Genomic DNA, 17,369 nt, shown 5'->3' on the forward strand with positions numbered 1-17,369 from the left:
AGGCCGGAATACGGCCGCGGGCATATCTTAGCATTGCGATGCGCATTAGGACACCGGCAGGAGCACAACGCGACCAGGGACGCGCGCCGGCCGGCCAGGCATAAAAAAGCCCCGGCTGCTGAGCCGGGGCTGTTGGAGGAGAGTACGGGCACCACGCTTTGTTTAGGCGCTTAGTTGTTGCCGAACTGCTCCGACATGGTGTTGCCGGTCGGGGTGTTGGGTTCATCCACCGGCGTCGGCGCCTTAGGCGTGCCGCCGTTGTCGGAGGAGTGATTGCTCGGCGAATCATCCCAGCCCGCGGGCGGACGCACTGCTTTACGGCCCATTAAATCGTCGATTTGCGGGGCGTCGATGGTTTCATATTTCATCAGGGCATCCTTCATCGAATGCAGGATATCCATATTTTCCATCAGCAGAGTGCGCGCCCGGGCATAGTTGCGTTCAATCAGGGATTTCACCTCCTGGTCGATAATACGCGCCGTCTCATCGGACATATGCTTGGCCTTAGCCACCGAGCGGCCCAGGAACACTTCGCCTTCTTCCTCGGCGTAAAGCAGCGGCCCCAGCTTTTCGGAGAAGCCCCACTGGGTCACCATATTGCGCGCAATGGACGTTGCCACCTTGATATCGTTGGACGCGCCGGTGGAAACCTTCTGCACGCCGTAAATGATTTCCTCGGCAAGACGGCCGCCGTACAGCGTGGAGATCTGGCTTTCCAGCTTCTGGCGGCTGGCGCTGATGGCGTCGCCTTCCGGCAGGAAGAACGTCACGCCCAGCGCGCGGCCGCGCGGAATAATCGTCACCTTATGCACCGGATCATGCTCGGGCACCAGGCGACCGATAATGGCGTGGCCCGCCTCGTGGTAGGCGGTGGATTCCTTTTGCGCTTCGGTCATCACCATGGAGCGGCGTTCGGCGCCCATCATGATTTTATCCTTGGCCTTTTCAAATTCCACCATCGAGACCACGCGTTTGCTGCCGCGGGCGGCAAACAACGCGGCCTCATTGACCAGGTTGGCCAAATCGGCGCCCGAGAAACCGGGGGTGCCGCGGGCAATAACCGACGGGTCCATATCAGTGGACAACGGTACCCGGCGCATATGGACTTTCAGGATCTGCTCACGGCCGCGCACATCCGGCAGGCCGACGACCACCTGGCGGTCAAAACGGCCGGGACGCAGCAACGCCGGGTCCAGCACGTCGGGACGGTTGGTCGCCGCGATAACGATGATGCCTTCATTGCCTTCGAAGCCATCCATTTCCACCAGCATTTGGTTCAGGGTCTGTTCGCGTTCGTCATGACCGCCGCCCAGGCCCGCGCCGCGCTGGCGCCCCACCGCATCGATTTCATCGATAAAGATGATGCATGGCGCGGCTTTCTTTGCCTGTTCAAACATGTCGCGCACACGCGACGCGCCGACGCCGACAAACATTTCCACGAAATCCGAGCCGGAAATGGTGAAGAACGGGACTTTGGCTTCACCGGCAATGGCCTTGGCCAGCAGGGTTTTACCGGTCCCGGGCGGCCCGACCATCAGCACGCCTTTAGGGATTTTCCCGCCCAGCTTCTGAAAGCGGCTCGGTTCACGCAGGTAATCGACCAGTTCGCTGACTTCTTCTTTTGCTTCGTCGCAGCCCGCAACGTCGGCAAAGGTGGTTTTGATCTGATCTTCAGTCAGCATCCGGGCCTTGCTCTTGCCGAAGGACATCGCCCCCTTGCCGCCGCCGCCCTGCATTTGACGCATAAAAAAGATCCAGACGCCTATCAGCAACAGCATCGGGAACCAGGAAATAAAGATCGAGGCCAGCAGGCTTGGTTCTTCCGGCGGTTCACCGACGACTTTAACGTTCCGGGTCAGCAGGATATCCAACAACTTGGGATCATTGACCGGGATAAACGTGGTATAGCGGTTACTGTCTTTCTTGGTAACGTTAATTTCACGTCCGTTAATACGCGCTTCCCGAATCTGATCCTGATTTAATTCAGACATAAAGGTAGAGTAATCCACCTTACGGCTATTGGACTCGCTGGGCCCGAAGCTCTGAAATACAGACATCAGCACTACTGCGATGACCAACCAGAGAATCAGGTTTTTCGCCATGTCACTCAAGGGATTAACCTCATATTACAACGGTGTTAACAATTAGCGTAGGGTACTATAATTTGCGCCCTGTCGCCACAATGTACACTTCCCGCGATCGTGCGCGCGAAGCGTCTGGCTTACGAATCTTTACCTTCGTAAATAGGGAGCGAATTTCCCGCAGGTATTCATCAAAACCTTCTCCCTGAAAGACTTTAACCAGAAAACTGCCGCCAGGTGCCAGTACATCCCGGCACATCTCCAAGGCCAATTCGACTAAATACATGGCCTTGGGAATATCAACGGCCGGCGTGCCACTCATATTAGGGGCCATATCGCTCATGACCACCTGTACTTTGCTTTCGCCTACCCTTTCAAGCAAGGCCTGCAGCACCAGCGGGTCGCGAAAGTCGCCTTGCAGGAAATCGACGCCCACGATGGGATCCATGGGGAGAATATCACAGGCGATGATACGCCCTTTCTTGCCAATTTGCGTGGCGACATACTGCGACCAGCCGCCGGGCGCGGCGCCGAGATCCACGACAGCCATATCCGGTTTGAACAGTTTGTCGCCCTGCTGTATTTCTTCAAGTTTAAACCAGGCACGCGAACGCAGTCCTTTTTTTTGTGCCTCGAGAACATATTTATCGCTAAAGTGTTCCTGTAGCCATCGACTGGAGCTTCCAGAACGCTTTTTGGTGGTCATCGTGTTTCCCAACTATCCTGAAAGAGTGCATTTGTGATGGGATGCGGGCACTCGTGCGCCAGATACAATCACGACCGATTTGGTGATAACCATGAGATGGCGGTAGAATGTACCGTTTTCAATCCCAACGTAAGCAAAAAAGACAAATGAATCTTAATAATAAGCAAAAACAGCACCTGAAAAGCCTGGCTCATCCGCTAAAACCGGTCGTCATGCTGGGCAATAACGGCCTGACCGAAGGCGTGCTGGCAGAAATTGAACAGGCTCTTGAACATCATGAGCTTATCAAAGTGAAAATTGCCGCGGAAGAACGCGAGACCAAAACGCTTATCGCGGATGCCATCGTGCGTGAAACCGGCGCCGTTAACGTGCAGGCCATCGGCGGCGTCCTGGTTCTGTACCGGCCGGGTAAAGACCATAAAATCACTTTACCGCGCTGAATACACCTTTTCTGCTGAAAAGGTGCCATGTTCCCCGATAGAGGAAAAGGCCGCTTACGGCCTTTTTCCTTTCTTTACAAATCATCTCATTCCGCTTTTTCAGCGTATTAAAGATATTCTATCTGCAAAATCTCATATTCCACATCGCCGCCGGGTGTCCGGATCAGGGCGATATCGCCGACTTCCTTGCCGACCAGACCCCGCGCCATGGGGGAATTGATGGAAATAAGATTTTGTTTAAAATCGGCCTCGTCGTCGCCAACGATGCGATAGGTCTGCTCGTCTTCGTTTTCCAGGTTCTGGATAGTGACCGTCGCGCCAAAAATCACCCGGCCGCCGGCCGACATCTTGGTGACATCGATAATCTGCGCGTTGGACAGCTTCGCTTCGATTTCCTGGATACGGCCTTCGCAGAACCCTTGCTGATCGCGCGCGGCATGGTATTCCGCGTTTTCCTTCAGATCGCCGTGCGCGCGAGCCTCGGCGATGGCCTTGATAATTTCCGGGCGGCGGACGCTTTTCAAAAACTCGAGCTCTTCCCGCAGCTTATCGGCACCACGCAAAGTCATCGGAATTGGTGTCATGGCAATACCTCTAAATGAATACATCCTGCTAAAATAGTCGCCGTCCTGACGGTACTGAATGTTGTCACGGCGTAGCCGTTTGCGCTACCACCTAAGCGAAAAGCAAAAAAAACCGCACCTGGCGCAACGAGCCTGGTCAGTCTTGGTTTGCATTTTGATACGTATTTTAACCCAGAGTTCCCGATGGGTCATCGTTTACTTTAACCCTGTTTGCACCGTAGTATGGCACCACGTTACTTTGCCGTTGCACAATATTATGCGTTTTGTAGGAATACTCACAGGATTGACCGGCGTTATTATGCTGTCCGCGCACGGCGCGCCGGTGGAAAATTATACGGAACTGTTACCCGACGGCGCCAACCTGGCATTGATTGCACAAAAAATCGGCGCCCCCACGCCGGCCATTGATTATCACAGCCAGCAGATGGCCCTGCCGGCCAGTACCCAGAAAGTGATCACCGCGCTGGCGGCATTGTTGCAACTGGGACCGGCCTATCGTTTCAGCACCACCCTGGAAAGCGACGGCACGGTCGGCAACGGCGTGCTGCGCGGCAACCTGATCGCCCGTTTTAGCGGCGATCCGACCCTGGGGCGCCAGCAGTTGCGCAATATGGTCGCCGAACTGCGCAAGCAGGGCATCCGCCAGGTTTCGGGCAATCTGCTCATCGACACCTCCGCCTTCGCCAGCCACGATAAAGCCCCGGGATGGCCGTGGAATGACTTGACCCAATGCTTCAGCGCGCCGCCGGGCGCGGCCATCGTCGATCGCAACTGCTTCTCCGTTTCGCTCTACAGCGCACCCAAGGCCGGCGATAATGCGTTTATCCGCGTGGCCTCGTATTACCCGGTGCAGATGTACAGCCAGGTACGCACCCTGGCGAAAGGGTCCCCCGAGGCACAATATTGCGAGCTGGACGTGGTGCCGGGCGAGCTGAACCGCTTTACCCTGACCGGCTGCCTGCCCCAGCGCGCCGAACCCCTGCCGCTGGCGTTTGCCATCCAGGATGGCGCAAGCTATGCGGGAGCCATCCTGAAAAGCGAACTGAAAGAAGCGGGTATCGAGGTGGCGGGCACCCTGCTGCGTCAAACCGTTCCCGGCGCGCCGAGCAAGATACTGGCGCAGACGTATTCCGCGCCCCTGCATGATTTGCTGCGGGTGATGCTGAAGAAATCCGATAACATGATTGCCGATACGGTATTTCGCACCATCGGCCGCGAGCGTTTCAAGGTGCCCGGCACCTGGCGCGCCGGTTCGGACGCGGTACGGCAAATCCTGCGCCAGCAGGCCGGCATCGATCTGGGCAATACCATTATCGTCGACGGTTCCGGCTTATCGCGCCACGATCTGATTTCACCGGCCACCATGATGCAGGTGCTGCAATATATCGGCCAGCATGACCAAACCCTGGATTTCATCTCCATGCTGCCGCTGGCGGGATATGACGGCACGCTGATGTATCGCGCCGGGCTGCACGAGGCGGGCGTGGACGGTAAAGTCTCGGCCAAAACCGGCTCGTTGCAGGGGGTTTATAACCTGGCGGGCTTTATCACCACCGTCAGCGGCCAGCGCATGGCTTTTGTGCAGTATCTCTCGGGATACGCGGTGCCGCCCGAGGATCAAAAGGCCAGGCGCATTCCCCTGGTACGTTTCGAAAGCCGGTTATATAAAGATATCTATCAAAACAACTGATTGGCGCCCCCCTCGTCCATAAAAAAACGCCCCCCCGCAAACAGCGGTAGGGGCGTTGTAGCGGCGGTGAGGCCGCCCGGGCGCGTATTAATGCAACCCGTGCAGGATCGCGGCAAATCCAGAACCGTCAGCGGTGATAGATAAATTCCACGCCTTCTTCATCATCTTCGTCCCAATCGTCATCGTCCAGATCGTCCTCTTCAGCGACGATCTCGGTTTTTTCCAGCTGTTCGCGGTGATAGTCATCCCACATAAACTCAACCTTGACCGGGGCGGCGGCCTCTTCAGCCGGCAGATCGTGGGGATGGCTGTTAATGAAGGCCATCACGTCCCAGCACAGCGCTTTAACGCCCTGCTGGCTGGCGGCGGAAATAATATAAAACTGTTCCTGCCAGCCGAGCGCCGCGGCTATGGCCTTGGCCCGGCGATCCGCTTCTTCGGGGTCGAGCAGGTCGATCTTATTAAATACCAGCCAGCGCGGCTTGGCGGCCAGCTTTTCACTGTAGCGCGCAAGCTCCTTGACGATGATCCGGGCGTTTTCGATGGGATCCGATTCATCGATGGGGGCGAGATCGATCAGGTGCAGCAGCACCCGGCAGCGCTCAAGGTGTTTCAGGAAACGAATGCCCAGGCCGGCGCCTTCGGACGCGCCTTCAATCAGGCCGGGGATATCGGCGACCACAAAGCTCTGCTCATTATCCATGCGCACCACGCCAAGGCTCGGCACCAGGGTGGTGAAGGGATAGTCGGCCACCTTGGGTTTGGCGGCGGACACCGCGCGGATAAATGTTGATTTGCCGGCATTGGGCAGCCCGAGCATGCCGACATCGGCCAGCAGCAGCAGTTCGAGCTGCAGTTCGCGGTTTTCGCCCTTGGTGCCGTCGGTTTTCTGGCGCGGGGCGCGGTTAATGGAAGATTTAAAGCGCGCGTTGCCCAAGCCGTGGAAACCGCCTTTCGCCACCATGACGCGTTGCTCATGGCGGGTCATGTCGGCCATGGTTTCACCGGTGCCCTGGTCGAGGATACGGGTGCCCACCGGGACTTTGATGGTAATGTCCTTGCCGCGTTTGCCGGTGCAGTCCCGGCTTTGGCCGTTTTGACCGCGTTCAGCGCGGAAGGATTTTTCGAAGCGATAATCGATCAGGGTGTTCAGGTTCCGGTCCGCCAGCAGATAGACATCGCCGCCGTCCCCGCCGTCGCCGCCGTCAGGACCGCCGTTAGGAATATATTTTTCCCGCCGGAAACTGACGCAACCGTTGCCGCCGTCGCCCGCGACCACCACGATGGCGGCCTCATCTACAAACTTCATGGAAACTCTCCGTAATTCATTTGCCGGGCGGCTTGATGGGCAGCACCGGTCCTGTTTTGGCCCGCACGGGCAGGAACCGATGGCCCGCCGCAGAAAACATCGCACCCGCCACCACGACAAACGCGCCCAGATAACCGACAATATTCAGCGCCGGAGCAGCGAAATAATCCGGCCAGGCCAGTGACAGCAAATCCGAAAAAAGTAAGGTGAACAGGGGCGTCAGCGTGACGATAGCGCTGACCTGCGCCGCCTGCCAGCGCGCCATGGCTTCCGCCAGCGCGCCGTAACCAACCAATGTATTGGCACCGCAAAATACCAGGCAGGCAACCTGCCACAAGCTTAGGTGCATCACCGCCGCGGGCTTGGCCACGACGGATAAGGCTATTGTACACAAAACATACAGTAAAAACAGGATCTGTTGCGAGGCCAGCCGGCGCAGCAGAACCTTTTGCGCCACGCCGTAACAGACCCAGACCGTCGCCGCGCAAACCCCTAGGATCACCCCCAGGGTGTAGTCGGTCAGCCGGGTAAAGATCTCCAGCAGGCTGGTATTAAAAAACATCACCAGGCCGCTTATCAGCATCAACGCCCCGATAATCTGGGTGCCGCGCATGCGTTCCTTAAGGATCAGCACGCTGGCGAACATCATGCCCACCGGCGAAAGCTGGCCGATGACCTGCGACGCGGTCGGGCTAAGGTATTGCAGCGACGAACTGAAGAAAATAAAGTTGCCCAGCAAGCCCGCGGTGGCGATAACCAGCATCATCAGCCAGCGCCAGCGCAAAAACAGCGTTAATGACGGCAGTTGGCGACGCGGCGCCAGGATGACGGCCAGACCGATACCCGCCATGATGAAACGGTACCAGACCACGGTATACGGCTCCATGTCGGTGAGCACCTGTTTCATGGCGATGGGCAACGCCCCCCAGCACATTGCGGTGGTGAGCGCCAGCATGATGCCCACCCCTGCCTGCTGTCCCGCCTGCTGATTTGTCTTCATGAGTGTTTAACGCGAAACGTGGCCGGAAAGAAAAGTAAAAAGCCCCGCAAGAATTGCGGGGCTTTGCTCTGTTATCGGGACGTGTTGCCTGGGCCGGGCTATCGGAGCCGCGGCCAGCAAAAAACGGAAAATTTATTCAGCTGCTACGATGCTGACAAACTTGCGGTTTTTCGGTCCTTTAACTTCGAACTGGATTTTACCAGTAGCCAAAGCAAACAGAGTGTGGTCTTTACCGCAACCAACGTTGGTGCCGGGGTGGAATTTAGTTCCACGCTGGCGAACGATGATGCTGCCTGCTAAAACAGCTTCGCCGCCGAAGCGTTTGACGCCCAGGCGTTTACTTTCTGAGTCGCGACCGTTACGAGTCGAGCCGCCAGCCTTTTTGTGTGCCATGAGTGTGCTCCCCTGTTAGGCGCCGATACCGGTAATTTTCACGTCAGTGAACCACTGACGATGGCCTTGTTGCTTACGATAGTGCTTACGGCGACGAAATTTAACAATCGTCACTTTATCGCCACGACCATGGGCAACTACTTCAGCTTGAATCTTTCCGCCATTGACGAAAGGAACGCCGATCTGAATGTCATCACCGTTGGCAATCATCATCACCTGGTCGAATTCAACGGTTTCACCCGTTGCGATGTCCAGCTTTTCAAGGCGAACAGTCTGACCTTCGCTGACCCGGTGTTGTTTACCACCACTTTGGAAAACCGCGTACATAAAAAACTCCGCTTTCCGCGCACTCAACTTAGATTCGTCCACAGTGCGCTATAAATATTCACAATAGGGCGCGAATTCTACGCAAAAAAGCGCCCTATGACAAGTGCAGAATACATACAGGAGACGAAAAAAGCGCAGTTTCTTCACCGGCATTTATCTCTGGCATTTTTCAAGTACAATCAGTAACACAGTTTCTACCATCTGGCCCCATGAGCAGCGTTACTATCTAACGGTTAAAATAAAGCCTAAAGACAATAATGAACCTTGATCAAATTACAGAACTTACCGCACATGATATGGCGGACGTCAACGCGATTATCCTCGAGCAGTTGAACTCCGAAGTCGCGCTTATCAATCAGCTTGGCCACTACATCATCAGCGGCGGGGGCAAGCGCATCCGCCCGATGATAGCCGTGCTGGCGGCCAGGGCCTTGCATTACGACGGCAAAAAGCATGTGACCGTGGCAGCGCTGATTGAATTTATCCATACCGCCACCTTATTGCATGACGACGTGGTTGACGAATCCGATATGCGCCGGGGCAAGGCCACGGCCAACGCGGCGTTCGGCAATGCCGCCAGCGTCCTGGTGGGGGATTTTATCTACACGCGCGCCTTCCAGATGATGACCGGCCTGGAATCGCTGCGGGTCCTGGCGCTGATGTCGGAGGCGGTTAACGTCATTGCCGAAGGCGAAGTATTACAGTTAATGAACTGCAACGATCCCGATATCAGCATCGAGAGCTACATGCGGGTGATTTACAGCAAGACGGCCCGCCTGTTCGAGGCGGCGGCGCAATCTTCCGCCATTTTGGCCGGCGCCACCCCCGAGCAGGAAAACGCCCTGCGGGATTACGGCCGTTACCTGGGCACCGCCTTCCAGCTAATCGATGATCTGCTGGATTACGGCGCCGACGGCAAGACCCTGGGCAAAAACACCGGCGACGACCTGAATGAAGGCAAGCCCACCCTGCCGCTGCTGCATGCCATGCGCCACGGGGACGCGCGGCAGGCGGCGATGATCCGCGAGGCCATTATCCAGGGCAACGGCCGCCACCTGCTCGACGCGGTACTGGAAACCATGCATCAGTGCGGTTCCCTCGAGTACACCCGGCAGCGTGCGGAAGCGGAAGCGGATAACGCCATCACCTGCCTCGCCTGCCTGGAGCCGACCCCTTTTCGCCAGGCGCTGGAAAGCCTGGCGCACCTGGCGGTGCAACGGCAATTTTAGGAAACCGGCGGCCGATAGCGGGAAACCCGCCGGCAAATCCGTTCCCGGTGATTATCAGCGCTTGGGCGTCATGCCCAGGCGCGTCAGAAACCCCGTAATCCCCTCGCGCAACACCAGGCTGATGACCTCATCCCGTTCCTCCGGTTGAAATTGCTGATATATAGCCATCCAGGCCCCGAGAGGGTCTTTTTCCGGCGCCTTGCGCGCGGGATTGATCAGGTATTCGGCAACGGGCGTTTCCTGCATTTGCCGGCTGGTGAGCTCTTGTTGCACTTCGGCTGGTAAACTCTCAATGGCGAATTCCAGGCCTTTTCCCTGCACGCCCACGACCGGACGGCGGATCCAGTTTTCCCGCCGTGCCCGCGCGGTAATGCCTTGCCGGGTACCCGGAAGCTTGGCTACACCAATGAGTTCACAGGTCTTAAACCAGGCTTTTTTCATATCTTTTGCATTCCAAAAAGGGACGTCCATAGCAAAATTTGACATCATTGAGAAAATGGTGGAAAAACTTTAGGAAAAAATGTGCTATAAATTTTCCGGTGGCATAGTGAAATCAACTACGGGTTACTTACTTATGCTAATTAGTGCATTTACCTACCCTCAGTGAGCAGCAAGGGATTGAATATGTGTGAAAGGATAAAAGATTGGCACTCCGCCGATATCATTGCAGCGTTACGTAAACGCGGCACCACGCTTGCGGCCGTCTCTCGGGATGCAGGCTTGAGTTCGTCAACCCTGGCGAACGCCATGACCCGCCCATGGCCGAAAGGCGAATGGCTTATAGGGAATGCCTTGGGCATACACCCACTGGAAATCTGGCCCAGCCGTTACATTGATCCAAAGACGAATCAGTTGGTTGACAGAAAAAGCCTGATACGCTCCCGCTGACAGTAAACCAGGCCGGAATACGCCCCCGGGCGCGCCGGTCTTACCCTCCTACTCCCGATCGAGTCCCGCCAGGGATTCATCGGGATAATCCAGGCGTTTTAACAGGTTTAAAACGCCCTCCCTTAAAATAAACGACACCACGAAGTCGCGTTCCGCGCAGGAGAGACTGTCGGTGAATTTCCAGCCAGGTGGAAGAAGGTTCCTGCTGCGAGACCTTATATTCAGCAGTACCGGAACGGAGCGACAGCGTTTTTTTTACCGTGTCGGGCAGGCTTTGCCATGCATATTCCACAGCCTTGCCGCGTGCCCCTTCGCGTCGCCTTTTATGCCAGCCTTCTTCGCGCGCCCGCCGGTTCAGGCCTTGGCGCGTTTTAGGCAACCCACCGACGCCTATCAGTTCATGCGTGGCTATCCATTCCTTTTTTAGTGCCATCGTTTCCCTCCTTGTCTGGTAATAACTCTCGTTATCTCCATTCCGCAATACCTGTAAAACCCTTTTAACGCAGCGGTCTTACCCAGGCACGGTTCCGTTATAGGTTCGCTTTTGCAGTTTAGCCATTACGGCTTGCCGTTACGTCAATTACAACACAAAAAAAGCAGTAAGCGCTACAACGGATGTAAAAATGAGATCGTGGTTGGTTTTTATCCCATAAACTGAAAATAAACACTATTTATCAATAGAATAATTAAGTAAGGTAATTAACCTAGCGGCAGGTAAAACGCGTTTTTAATTGCAGAAATCGCCGATAAGACATGCTGGTAAATGATGAAAAACATGTCCACATAAGCTGGGGTAAAATACGTTTAACCTGATGAGGAAGGGACCAAATGAAGGGGAAAGGGTCGGAGGCCGGCAGATGACCGGCGCGTCCCACCGCCGGCACGTGCGATGGCGATCGCTAACAGCCGCGGCCCAGGGTTCCGGGTCGCGGCGTACAGGCTACTGATTGATGAATTTTTCGCCCAGTTCGATATCTTTCTTCAGCACATCCTTCATCTGTTCCAGCGCCTGCTGTTCGAACGCGCTCAAGGTACCGATGGATTGACGTTCTTCCAGCCCTTGTCTGCCCAACAACAGCGGTTGGGCAAAGAAACGGGTAAATTCGCCGTCCCCTTCAACGTACGCGCATTCCACCACGCCGGCTTCACCCTGCATGGCGCGCACCAACGACAAGCCGAACCGCGCCGCCGCCTGGCCCATTGATAACGTGGCCGAACCGCCGCCGGCTTTTGCTTCCACGACCTCGGTGCCGGCATTCTGGATACGGCGGGTGAGATCGGCGATTTCCTGCTCGCTGAAGCTCACCCCTTTCACCTGTGACAATAAAGGCAGGATAGTGACGCCGGAATGGCCGCCAATCACACGCACTTCCACGTCCTCGGGCCGCAAGCCTTTCAGCTCGGCGACAAAAGTATTGGAACGGATGATATCCAGGGTAGTGACGCCGAAAAGCTTGCGTTTGTCATACACCCCGGCTTTCTTCAGCGCTTCAGCGGCAATCGCCACGGTGGTATTGACGGGATTGGTGATAATGCCGATTAACGCCGTGGGACAGGCTTTCGCCACCTGGTTGATCAGGTTGCGTACAATGCCCGCATTGACGTTAAACAGATCGGCGCGATCCATGCCGGGCTTACGCGCCACGCCGGCGGAAATAAGAACGATGTCCGCCCCTGCCAAGGCGGGGGTTGCGTCCTCGCCGCTAAAGCCCTTAATCTTGACCGCGGTGGGAATATGGCTGAGATCGACCGCCACGCCGGGCGTTACGGGGGCGATGTCATAAAGAGAGAGTTCTGAACCTGGAGGGAGCTGGGTTTTGAGCAACAGGGCAAGGGCCTGGCCTATGCCACCCGCTGCGCCGAGAACTGCGACTTTCATTCTAATCTCCTTATTATTATAGGAAAAATTAAATGCCGTCAAATCATCTGGTTATGATCATAGAGACATAAACGGGTAAAAACAAATCAGCGATCGCAAATTTGAGAATTGACGCATTAACTTCCCTTTTTTATCCCTATTAGCCGCCCGAATTCCCATGCCGGATGACCTCACCGGATAATGCCTGTCGCCGCCGTTCAATACCCGTGGTTAGCGTCCACACTACACCGACAGCAATGGTTAAAACAACATCAAATTAATAACATTCTCTTTACTTTTAACGGCCATGAAATATGGGAGCCCGGTCATGGTCGGTTTGAATAGATATTGCTAAGCTGATTGTTTTGCCGACTTAATTTGGCCATCCTGGCGGTGGCTGCGCATTGTTATTGCATAAAAATGCAAATTTATGCATAATTCGTCGTACAATACTGGCTACTGGTTTGGGAAAATATGCGCAACCACTTTAAACAAGAAGAACTGGTGAAAGCTTTTAAGGCCTTGCTTAAGGAAGAGAAATTCAGCTCCCAAGGTGAAATCGTTTTTGCATTGCAAGAACAGGGATTTGAAAATATTAACCAGTCCAAGGTATCAAGGATGCTGACTAAATTCGGCGCGGTAAGGACCCGCAACGCGAAGATGGAAATGGTCTATTGCCTGCCGGCGGAACTGGGCGTGCCCACCACCAGCAGTCCGCTGAAAAACCTGGTGCTGGATGTCGATCACAACGACGCGGTTATCGTTATCCATACCAGTCCCGGCGCCGCCCAGCTTATCGCGCGGCTGCTGGATTCCCTGGGTAAATCCGAAGGCATCCTGGGCACCATAGCCGGGGACGATACGATCTTTACCACCCCCGCCAAGGGTTTTAGCGTAAAGCAGCTTTACGAAGCCATCCTTATTCTGTTTGAACAGGAACTCTAAGCCGACGATCGGGCGCTTTATAACGCCAGCGCCTAACATTCGTGCTTTTCATCTCTTTTATGCCGCTGCAAAAGCGTAATCACGCCACAAATGATGCTGCCTTTGTGGCCCTAAGCCCCGCTAATATTCTCTCTATGGTTTCACCGCGGCGGTTTCCACCGCCGGAAGCCGGCCAGACAGCACGTTTGGCTAAAAACCGCTATCTGATTGAAATTACAATTATTTAACATGAATTGTATATTATTCAACCACTTTTAATAGCTTTTTCTTATATCATGCGAAAGTACAGAAATAAAGTTTCATAATAAATTATGAGCAAACTACTAATACCTGCCGTTACTAGTGTATACTTTGTTTCGTGATGAACATCACGTTTTACATCCTGTTGTCAGCAATAAAGAACAGCATGAAGAACGTCAGTCAAAAGAATAGTAGAGGTATAAAACATGAAAATTAAAACCGCAGTATCACTGATGACCGTAATGTCAGCCTTATCTTTCGGCGCCTTCGCCGCAGAATCAATCTCGCAGGATCAGGCCAGCGGCTTGCATTCGTTCGGCACCGTAAGCGTAGGCGGGATCGCAGGCGCGCCTTCCGACATCCATCAGGCGCTGAATCAAGCTGCTGAAGCCAAAGGCGCAACGGCATACCACATCACGGAAGCCCGTGAAAATGATACCTGGCACGCCACGGCCGAGTTGTATAAATAAGCACATGGATGGAGGGCACCGGCAGCGACTTGCCGCCGCGCCCTGGGCTGAATTGCTGAAAGCCGGCGGGTTCGTCAAGGCTTGAAAAAATAATCAATAACGCAGTGCAGTAAGAGTTTACTCCAGAAGTCAAAGCGGTTATGCCGTCGTCGCCCTCAGTTATTCCTGTGTCCAGTAATAACCCAAGACGCGGACAGCCGATTCCCTCTCGTCGTCCTATCCGGCGAACCTTTTCCCCCGCTTGCGGGGGTTTTTTTTGGCTTGCGCACGGCGCCTACACCGCCAGGCCGGCTTTCAGGTTTAACTGCGCCAGCAGTTTTTCATGAATGCCGCCGAAGCCGCCGTTGCTCATCACCAGAATGTAATCGCCCGGTTGCGACGTCTTGACAATCATTTCCACCAGCGTATCGACATCGGCGCTCCAATGCGCCGGCTGTACGCACGCCTCCGCCACCTCGCTCACCTGCCAGGGAATATGCTGGGGCTGGAATAAAAATACCTCGTCGGCGCGGCCCAGCGAAGGCGCCAGCTCATTTTTATTCAAGCCCATTTTCATGGTGTTGGAGCGCGGTTCCAGCACCGCCAGAATACGCGCGGTACCGCCAACTTTACTGCGCAACGCGGCTAGGGTCGCCAGGATTGCCGTGGGATGGTGAGCGAAATCATCATAGAGTTTCACGCCGTTGGCAGTCCCTTTAAGCTCAAGACGACGGCGGGCATTGATAAAGGATCCCAACGCCCGGCAGGCATCGGCCGGCTGCACCCCCACGTGACGGGCGGCGGCAATCGCCATCAGGCCATTATGCATATTGTGCTCGCCCACCAGATCCCACTGCACGTCGCCCATCAGCTCGCCTTGCAGGAAGACCTGGAACCGGCTGGCGTCCGCCGCGCTTTTTTTCGCCCGCCAGCTGCCTTCCTCACCGACATATTCCTGCTCGCTCCAGCAGCCCATCGCCATCACCTGCTTCAGATGCGGGTCGTTATCGGGCAGGATGATTTTCCCTTTGCCGGGCACCAGCCTGACCAGATGGTGGAACTGTTTTTGGATGGCTTTCAGATCGTCAAAAATATCCGCATGATCGAACTCAAGGTTATTAAGAATCAGGGTGCGCGGGCAATAATGGACAAATTTGGAACGCTTATCAAAAAACGCACAATCGTATTCATCCGCTTCCACCACAAAAAACGCGCCGTCTCCTAAACGTGCGGAAACGGTAAAATTCCCCGGCACGCCGCCTATCACGAACCCCGGCTGATAGCCGCACTCCTCCAGGATCCAGGTTACCATGCCGGCGGTGGTGGTTTTGCCATGGGTGCCGGCCACCGCTATCACCCAACGCTGCTGCAGCACGCGATCGTGCAGCCACTGCGGGCCGGACATGTAAGGAATACCCCGCTCCAGTACCGCTTCCACACAGGGATTGCCGCGGCTCATCGCATTACCGATAATGACCAGTTCCGGCTCGGGCGTCAGCTGCGCCGGATCGTAACCCTTGATCAGCACAATGCCCTGATCCTGCAGCAGCGTGCTCATCGGGGGATAGACGTTATCATCGGACCCGGTCACTTCATGCCCCAACGCGCGCGCCAGCATCGCCAGCCCACCCATAAATGTGCCGCAGATCCCGAGAATGTGTATGCGCATAATTTTTCCATTTTTTAACACGAACTGCGGCTCATTCTACCGCTGCGGCCGACTGATATAAACGGATTTGATGATGTACTCGCATTCGTTTAAGCTAAACTGCATTACATACGTAAGCGGCAAATCGATGAGTGTTAGCTCTGTCAGGTTAACCGGACTGTTACTCGGTCAGTGAAATCGGTCAGTGAAATTGGTCAGTGAAAATCGATTGTACCGCTTTTCATCCTTAGCAACATGGTCATTCTTTGGATCCAGGGAAAGTGATATGAAAACGTTAGGCGAATTTATCGTAGAGAAACAGCACGAATTTCCACATGCCACCGGTGAACTTACCGCGTTACTCTCCGCGATAAAATTAGGGGCGAAGATCATTCACCGCGATATTAATACAGCGGGTTTGGTGGATATCCTCGGCACCAGCGGCGTATCCAATATCCAGGGCGAAGTGCAGATGAAACTCGACCTGTTTGCCAATGAAAAATTAAAAGCGGCGCTGAAGGCGCGCGGACAGGTAGCGGGCATTGCTTCCGAAGAAGAAGACGAAATCGTTATTTTTGACGGCGAGCGCTCCACCAGCGGCAAATATGTCGTGCTGATGGACCCGCTGGACGGCTCATCCAATATCGATGTCAACGTCTCGGTAGGCACGATATTTTCCATCTACCGCCGGGTCACGCCGGTGGGCACGCCGGTGACGCTCGAGGATTTCCTCCAGCCCGGCAGCAAGCAGGTCGCAGCGGGTTACGTAGTATACGGCTCGTCCACCATGCTGGTTTATACCACCGGCTGCGGGGTCCACGCTTTTACCTACGATCCTTCCATCGGCGTATTTTGCCTCTCCCACGAAAGCGTACGCTTCCCGGCCACCGGCAATATGTATTCCATTAACGAAGGCAACTACATCAAGTTCCCCAACGGCGTTAAAAAATACATCAAATACTGCCAGGAGATGGACGAGGCCACTCACCGCCCCTACACTTCCCGCTACATCGGCTCGCTGGTATCCGACTTCCACCGCAATTTGCTCAAGGGCGGCATCTACCTTTATCCCAGCACCGCCACGCATCCGCAGGGCAAACTGCGCCTGCTGTATGAATGCAACCCGGTCGCGTTCCTGGCCGAACAGGCCGGCGGCAAGGCCAGCGACGGCAAAAACCGCATCCTGGATATCGTGCCGCAACAGCTCCACCAGCGTTCGCCGTTCTTTGTCGGCACCGAATCCATGGTCAACGACGCTGAGCGCTTTATGCGCGATTTCCCCGACGAATAATAACCACGCCTCGCGGCACGGCAGGTCCGCTAACGCTGAACTCAACGCAGACGTGTTAAAGGGAGAGCGTGCCGATGGGGTCGAATCGGGCGTGGTGTTCCCGCCCGACCGAGGCCCCATGGCGCGGTAGGCCCGCCAACACTCATCTCAAAGCAGACGTGTTCAAGGGAGACCGTGCCAATGGGGTCGAATCGGGCGTGGTGTTCCCGCCCGACCGAGGCCCCATGGCGCAGTAGGCCCGCCAACGCTCATCTCAAAGCAAACGTGTTAAAGGGAGAGCGTGCCAATGGG

The 17,369-nt window shown here is 55.3% G+C and carries 18 protein-coding genes; 7 read left to right on the forward strand and 11 right to left on the reverse strand.

Annotated features, from left to right (window positions below; genetic code table 11):
- Window positions 1-170: 170 nt before the first annotated feature.
- Together ftsH and rlmE are read right to left on the reverse strand one after the other, a co-directional pair.
- Window positions 171-2,102: an ATP-dependent zinc metalloprotease FtsH gene (gene ftsH, locus ACL2XF_RS16515; protein ID WP_410016518.1), complete on the reverse strand. Its 1,932-nt coding sequence runs from the start codon at window positions 2,100-2,102 to the stop codon at window positions 171-173.
- Window positions 2,103-2,157: 55 nt separating this feature from the next.
- Complete coding sequence (gene rlmE, locus ACL2XF_RS16520) at window positions 2,158-2,787, reverse strand: 23S rRNA (uridine(2552)-2'-O)-methyltransferase RlmE (protein WP_162364079.1); 630 nt, start codon at window positions 2,785-2,787, stop codon at window positions 2,158-2,160.
- A 146-nt stretch (window positions 2,788-2,933) separates the two neighbouring features.
- Here rlmE and yhbY point away from each other — a divergent pair, with 146 nt between their 5' ends.
- A complete protein-coding gene (gene yhbY / locus ACL2XF_RS16525; RefSeq protein ID WP_162364080.1) occupies window positions 2,934-3,227 on the forward strand; it encodes a ribosome assembly RNA-binding protein YhbY in 294 nt (97 codons plus the stop codon).
- A 107-nt stretch (window positions 3,228-3,334) separates the two neighbouring features.
- Here yhbY and greA read toward each other — a convergent pair whose 3' ends face one another.
- On the reverse strand, window positions 3,335-3,811 hold the full coding sequence (gene greA, locus ACL2XF_RS16530; RefSeq protein ID WP_410016519.1) for a transcription elongation factor GreA: 477 nt from the start codon (window positions 3,809-3,811) through the stop codon (window positions 3,335-3,337).
- A gap of 256 nt (window positions 3,812-4,067) precedes the next feature.
- Here greA and dacB point away from each other — a divergent pair, with 256 nt between their 5' ends.
- A complete protein-coding gene (gene dacB / locus ACL2XF_RS16535; protein WP_413727183.1) occupies window positions 4,068-5,501 on the forward strand; it encodes a serine-type D-Ala-D-Ala carboxypeptidase in 1,434 nt (477 codons plus the stop codon).
- A 127-nt stretch (window positions 5,502-5,628) separates the two neighbouring features.
- On the opposite strand, the gene cgtA is transcribed toward dacB, so the two are convergent.
- The 4 genes from cgtA to rplU form a co-directional block, all read right to left on the reverse strand.
- Window positions 5,629-6,810, reverse strand: coding sequence for an Obg family GTPase CgtA (cgtA, locus tag ACL2XF_RS16540; protein ID WP_413727184.1), 1,182 nt, complete (start codon window positions 6,808-6,810; stop codon window positions 5,629-5,631).
- Between the two features lie 16 nt (window positions 6,811-6,826).
- Window positions 6,827-7,810 carry a DMT family transporter gene (locus tag ACL2XF_RS16545; protein ID WP_413727185.1) on the reverse strand — a complete coding sequence of 328 codons (984 nt, stop codon included), beginning with the start codon at window positions 7,808-7,810 and terminating at the stop codon, window positions 6,827-6,829.
- A 132-nt stretch (window positions 7,811-7,942) separates the two neighbouring features.
- Window positions 7,943-8,203 carry a 50S ribosomal protein L27 gene (rpmA, locus tag ACL2XF_RS16550; protein ID WP_162364084.1) on the reverse strand — a complete coding sequence of 87 codons (261 nt, stop codon included), beginning with the start codon at window positions 8,201-8,203 and terminating at the stop codon, window positions 7,943-7,945.
- 15 nt (window positions 8,204-8,218) lie between these two features.
- A complete protein-coding gene (gene rplU / locus ACL2XF_RS16555; protein ID WP_162364085.1) occupies window positions 8,219-8,530 on the reverse strand; it encodes a 50S ribosomal protein L21 in 312 nt (103 codons plus the stop codon).
- A gap of 257 nt (window positions 8,531-8,787) precedes the next feature.
- Between rplU and ispB the strand changes: the two genes are divergently transcribed.
- Window positions 8,788-9,759: an octaprenyl diphosphate synthase gene (ispB, locus tag ACL2XF_RS16560; RefSeq protein ID WP_410016523.1), complete on the forward strand. Its 972-nt coding sequence runs from the start codon at window positions 8,788-8,790 to the stop codon at window positions 9,757-9,759.
- A 54-nt stretch (window positions 9,760-9,813) separates the two neighbouring features.
- Here the strand turns inward: ispB and ACL2XF_RS16565 are convergent, their stop codons facing one another.
- Window positions 9,814-10,200 carry a DNA-binding protein gene (locus tag ACL2XF_RS16565; RefSeq protein WP_410016524.1) on the reverse strand — a complete coding sequence of 129 codons (387 nt, stop codon included), beginning with the start codon at window positions 10,198-10,200 and terminating at the stop codon, window positions 9,814-9,816.
- A gap of 183 nt (window positions 10,201-10,383) precedes the next feature.
- Between ACL2XF_RS16565 and ACL2XF_RS16570 the strand changes: the two genes are divergently transcribed.
- Window positions 10,384-10,647, forward strand: a complete 264-nt coding sequence (locus ACL2XF_RS16570) for a helix-turn-helix domain-containing protein (RefSeq protein WP_410016525.1) — start codon at window positions 10,384-10,386, stop codon at window positions 10,645-10,647.
- 76 nt (window positions 10,648-10,723) lie between these two features.
- Here the strand turns inward: ACL2XF_RS16570 and ACL2XF_RS16575 are convergent, their stop codons facing one another.
- A complete protein-coding gene (locus ACL2XF_RS16575) occupies window positions 10,724-11,080 on the reverse strand; it encodes a DNA-binding protein (RefSeq protein WP_413727186.1) in 357 nt (118 codons plus the stop codon).
- 507 nt (window positions 11,081-11,587) lie between these two features.
- On the reverse strand, window positions 11,588-12,526 hold the full coding sequence (mdh, locus tag ACL2XF_RS16580) for a malate dehydrogenase (protein WP_413722089.1): 939 nt from the start codon (window positions 12,524-12,526) through the stop codon (window positions 11,588-11,590).
- Window positions 12,527-12,979: 453 nt separating this feature from the next.
- Between mdh and argR the strand changes: the two genes are divergently transcribed.
- Both argR and yhcN read left to right on the forward strand, forming a co-directional pair.
- Window positions 12,980-13,450 carry a transcriptional regulator ArgR gene (gene argR, locus ACL2XF_RS16585; RefSeq protein ID WP_410016528.1) on the forward strand — a complete coding sequence of 157 codons (471 nt, stop codon included), beginning with the start codon at window positions 12,980-12,982 and terminating at the stop codon, window positions 13,448-13,450.
- A 446-nt stretch (window positions 13,451-13,896) separates the two neighbouring features.
- The gene (yhcN, locus tag ACL2XF_RS16590; RefSeq protein WP_410016529.1) at window positions 13,897-14,160 is read left to right on the forward strand and encodes a peroxide/acid stress response protein YhcN; all 264 of its coding nucleotides are present in this window, start codon (window positions 13,897-13,899) and stop codon (window positions 14,158-14,160) included.
- 274 nt (window positions 14,161-14,434) lie between these two features.
- On the opposite strand, the gene mpl is transcribed toward yhcN, so the two are convergent.
- A complete protein-coding gene (gene mpl / locus ACL2XF_RS16595) occupies window positions 14,435-15,808 on the reverse strand; it encodes a UDP-N-acetylmuramate:L-alanyl-gamma-D-glutamyl-meso-diaminopimelate ligase (protein WP_410016530.1) in 1,374 nt (457 codons plus the stop codon).
- Between the two features lie 265 nt (window positions 15,809-16,073).
- Here mpl and fbp point away from each other — a divergent pair, with 265 nt between their 5' ends.
- Window positions 16,074-17,078, forward strand: a complete 1,005-nt coding sequence (fbp, locus tag ACL2XF_RS16600) for a class 1 fructose-bisphosphatase (RefSeq protein WP_410016531.1) — start codon at window positions 16,074-16,076, stop codon at window positions 17,076-17,078.
- The last annotated feature ends 291 nt before the right edge of the window (window positions 17,079-17,369 follow it).

Source organism: Sodalis sp. RH19 (assembly GCF_047324215.1).
Lineage (GTDB): Bacteria > Pseudomonadota > Gammaproteobacteria > Enterobacterales > Enterobacteriaceae > Acerihabitans.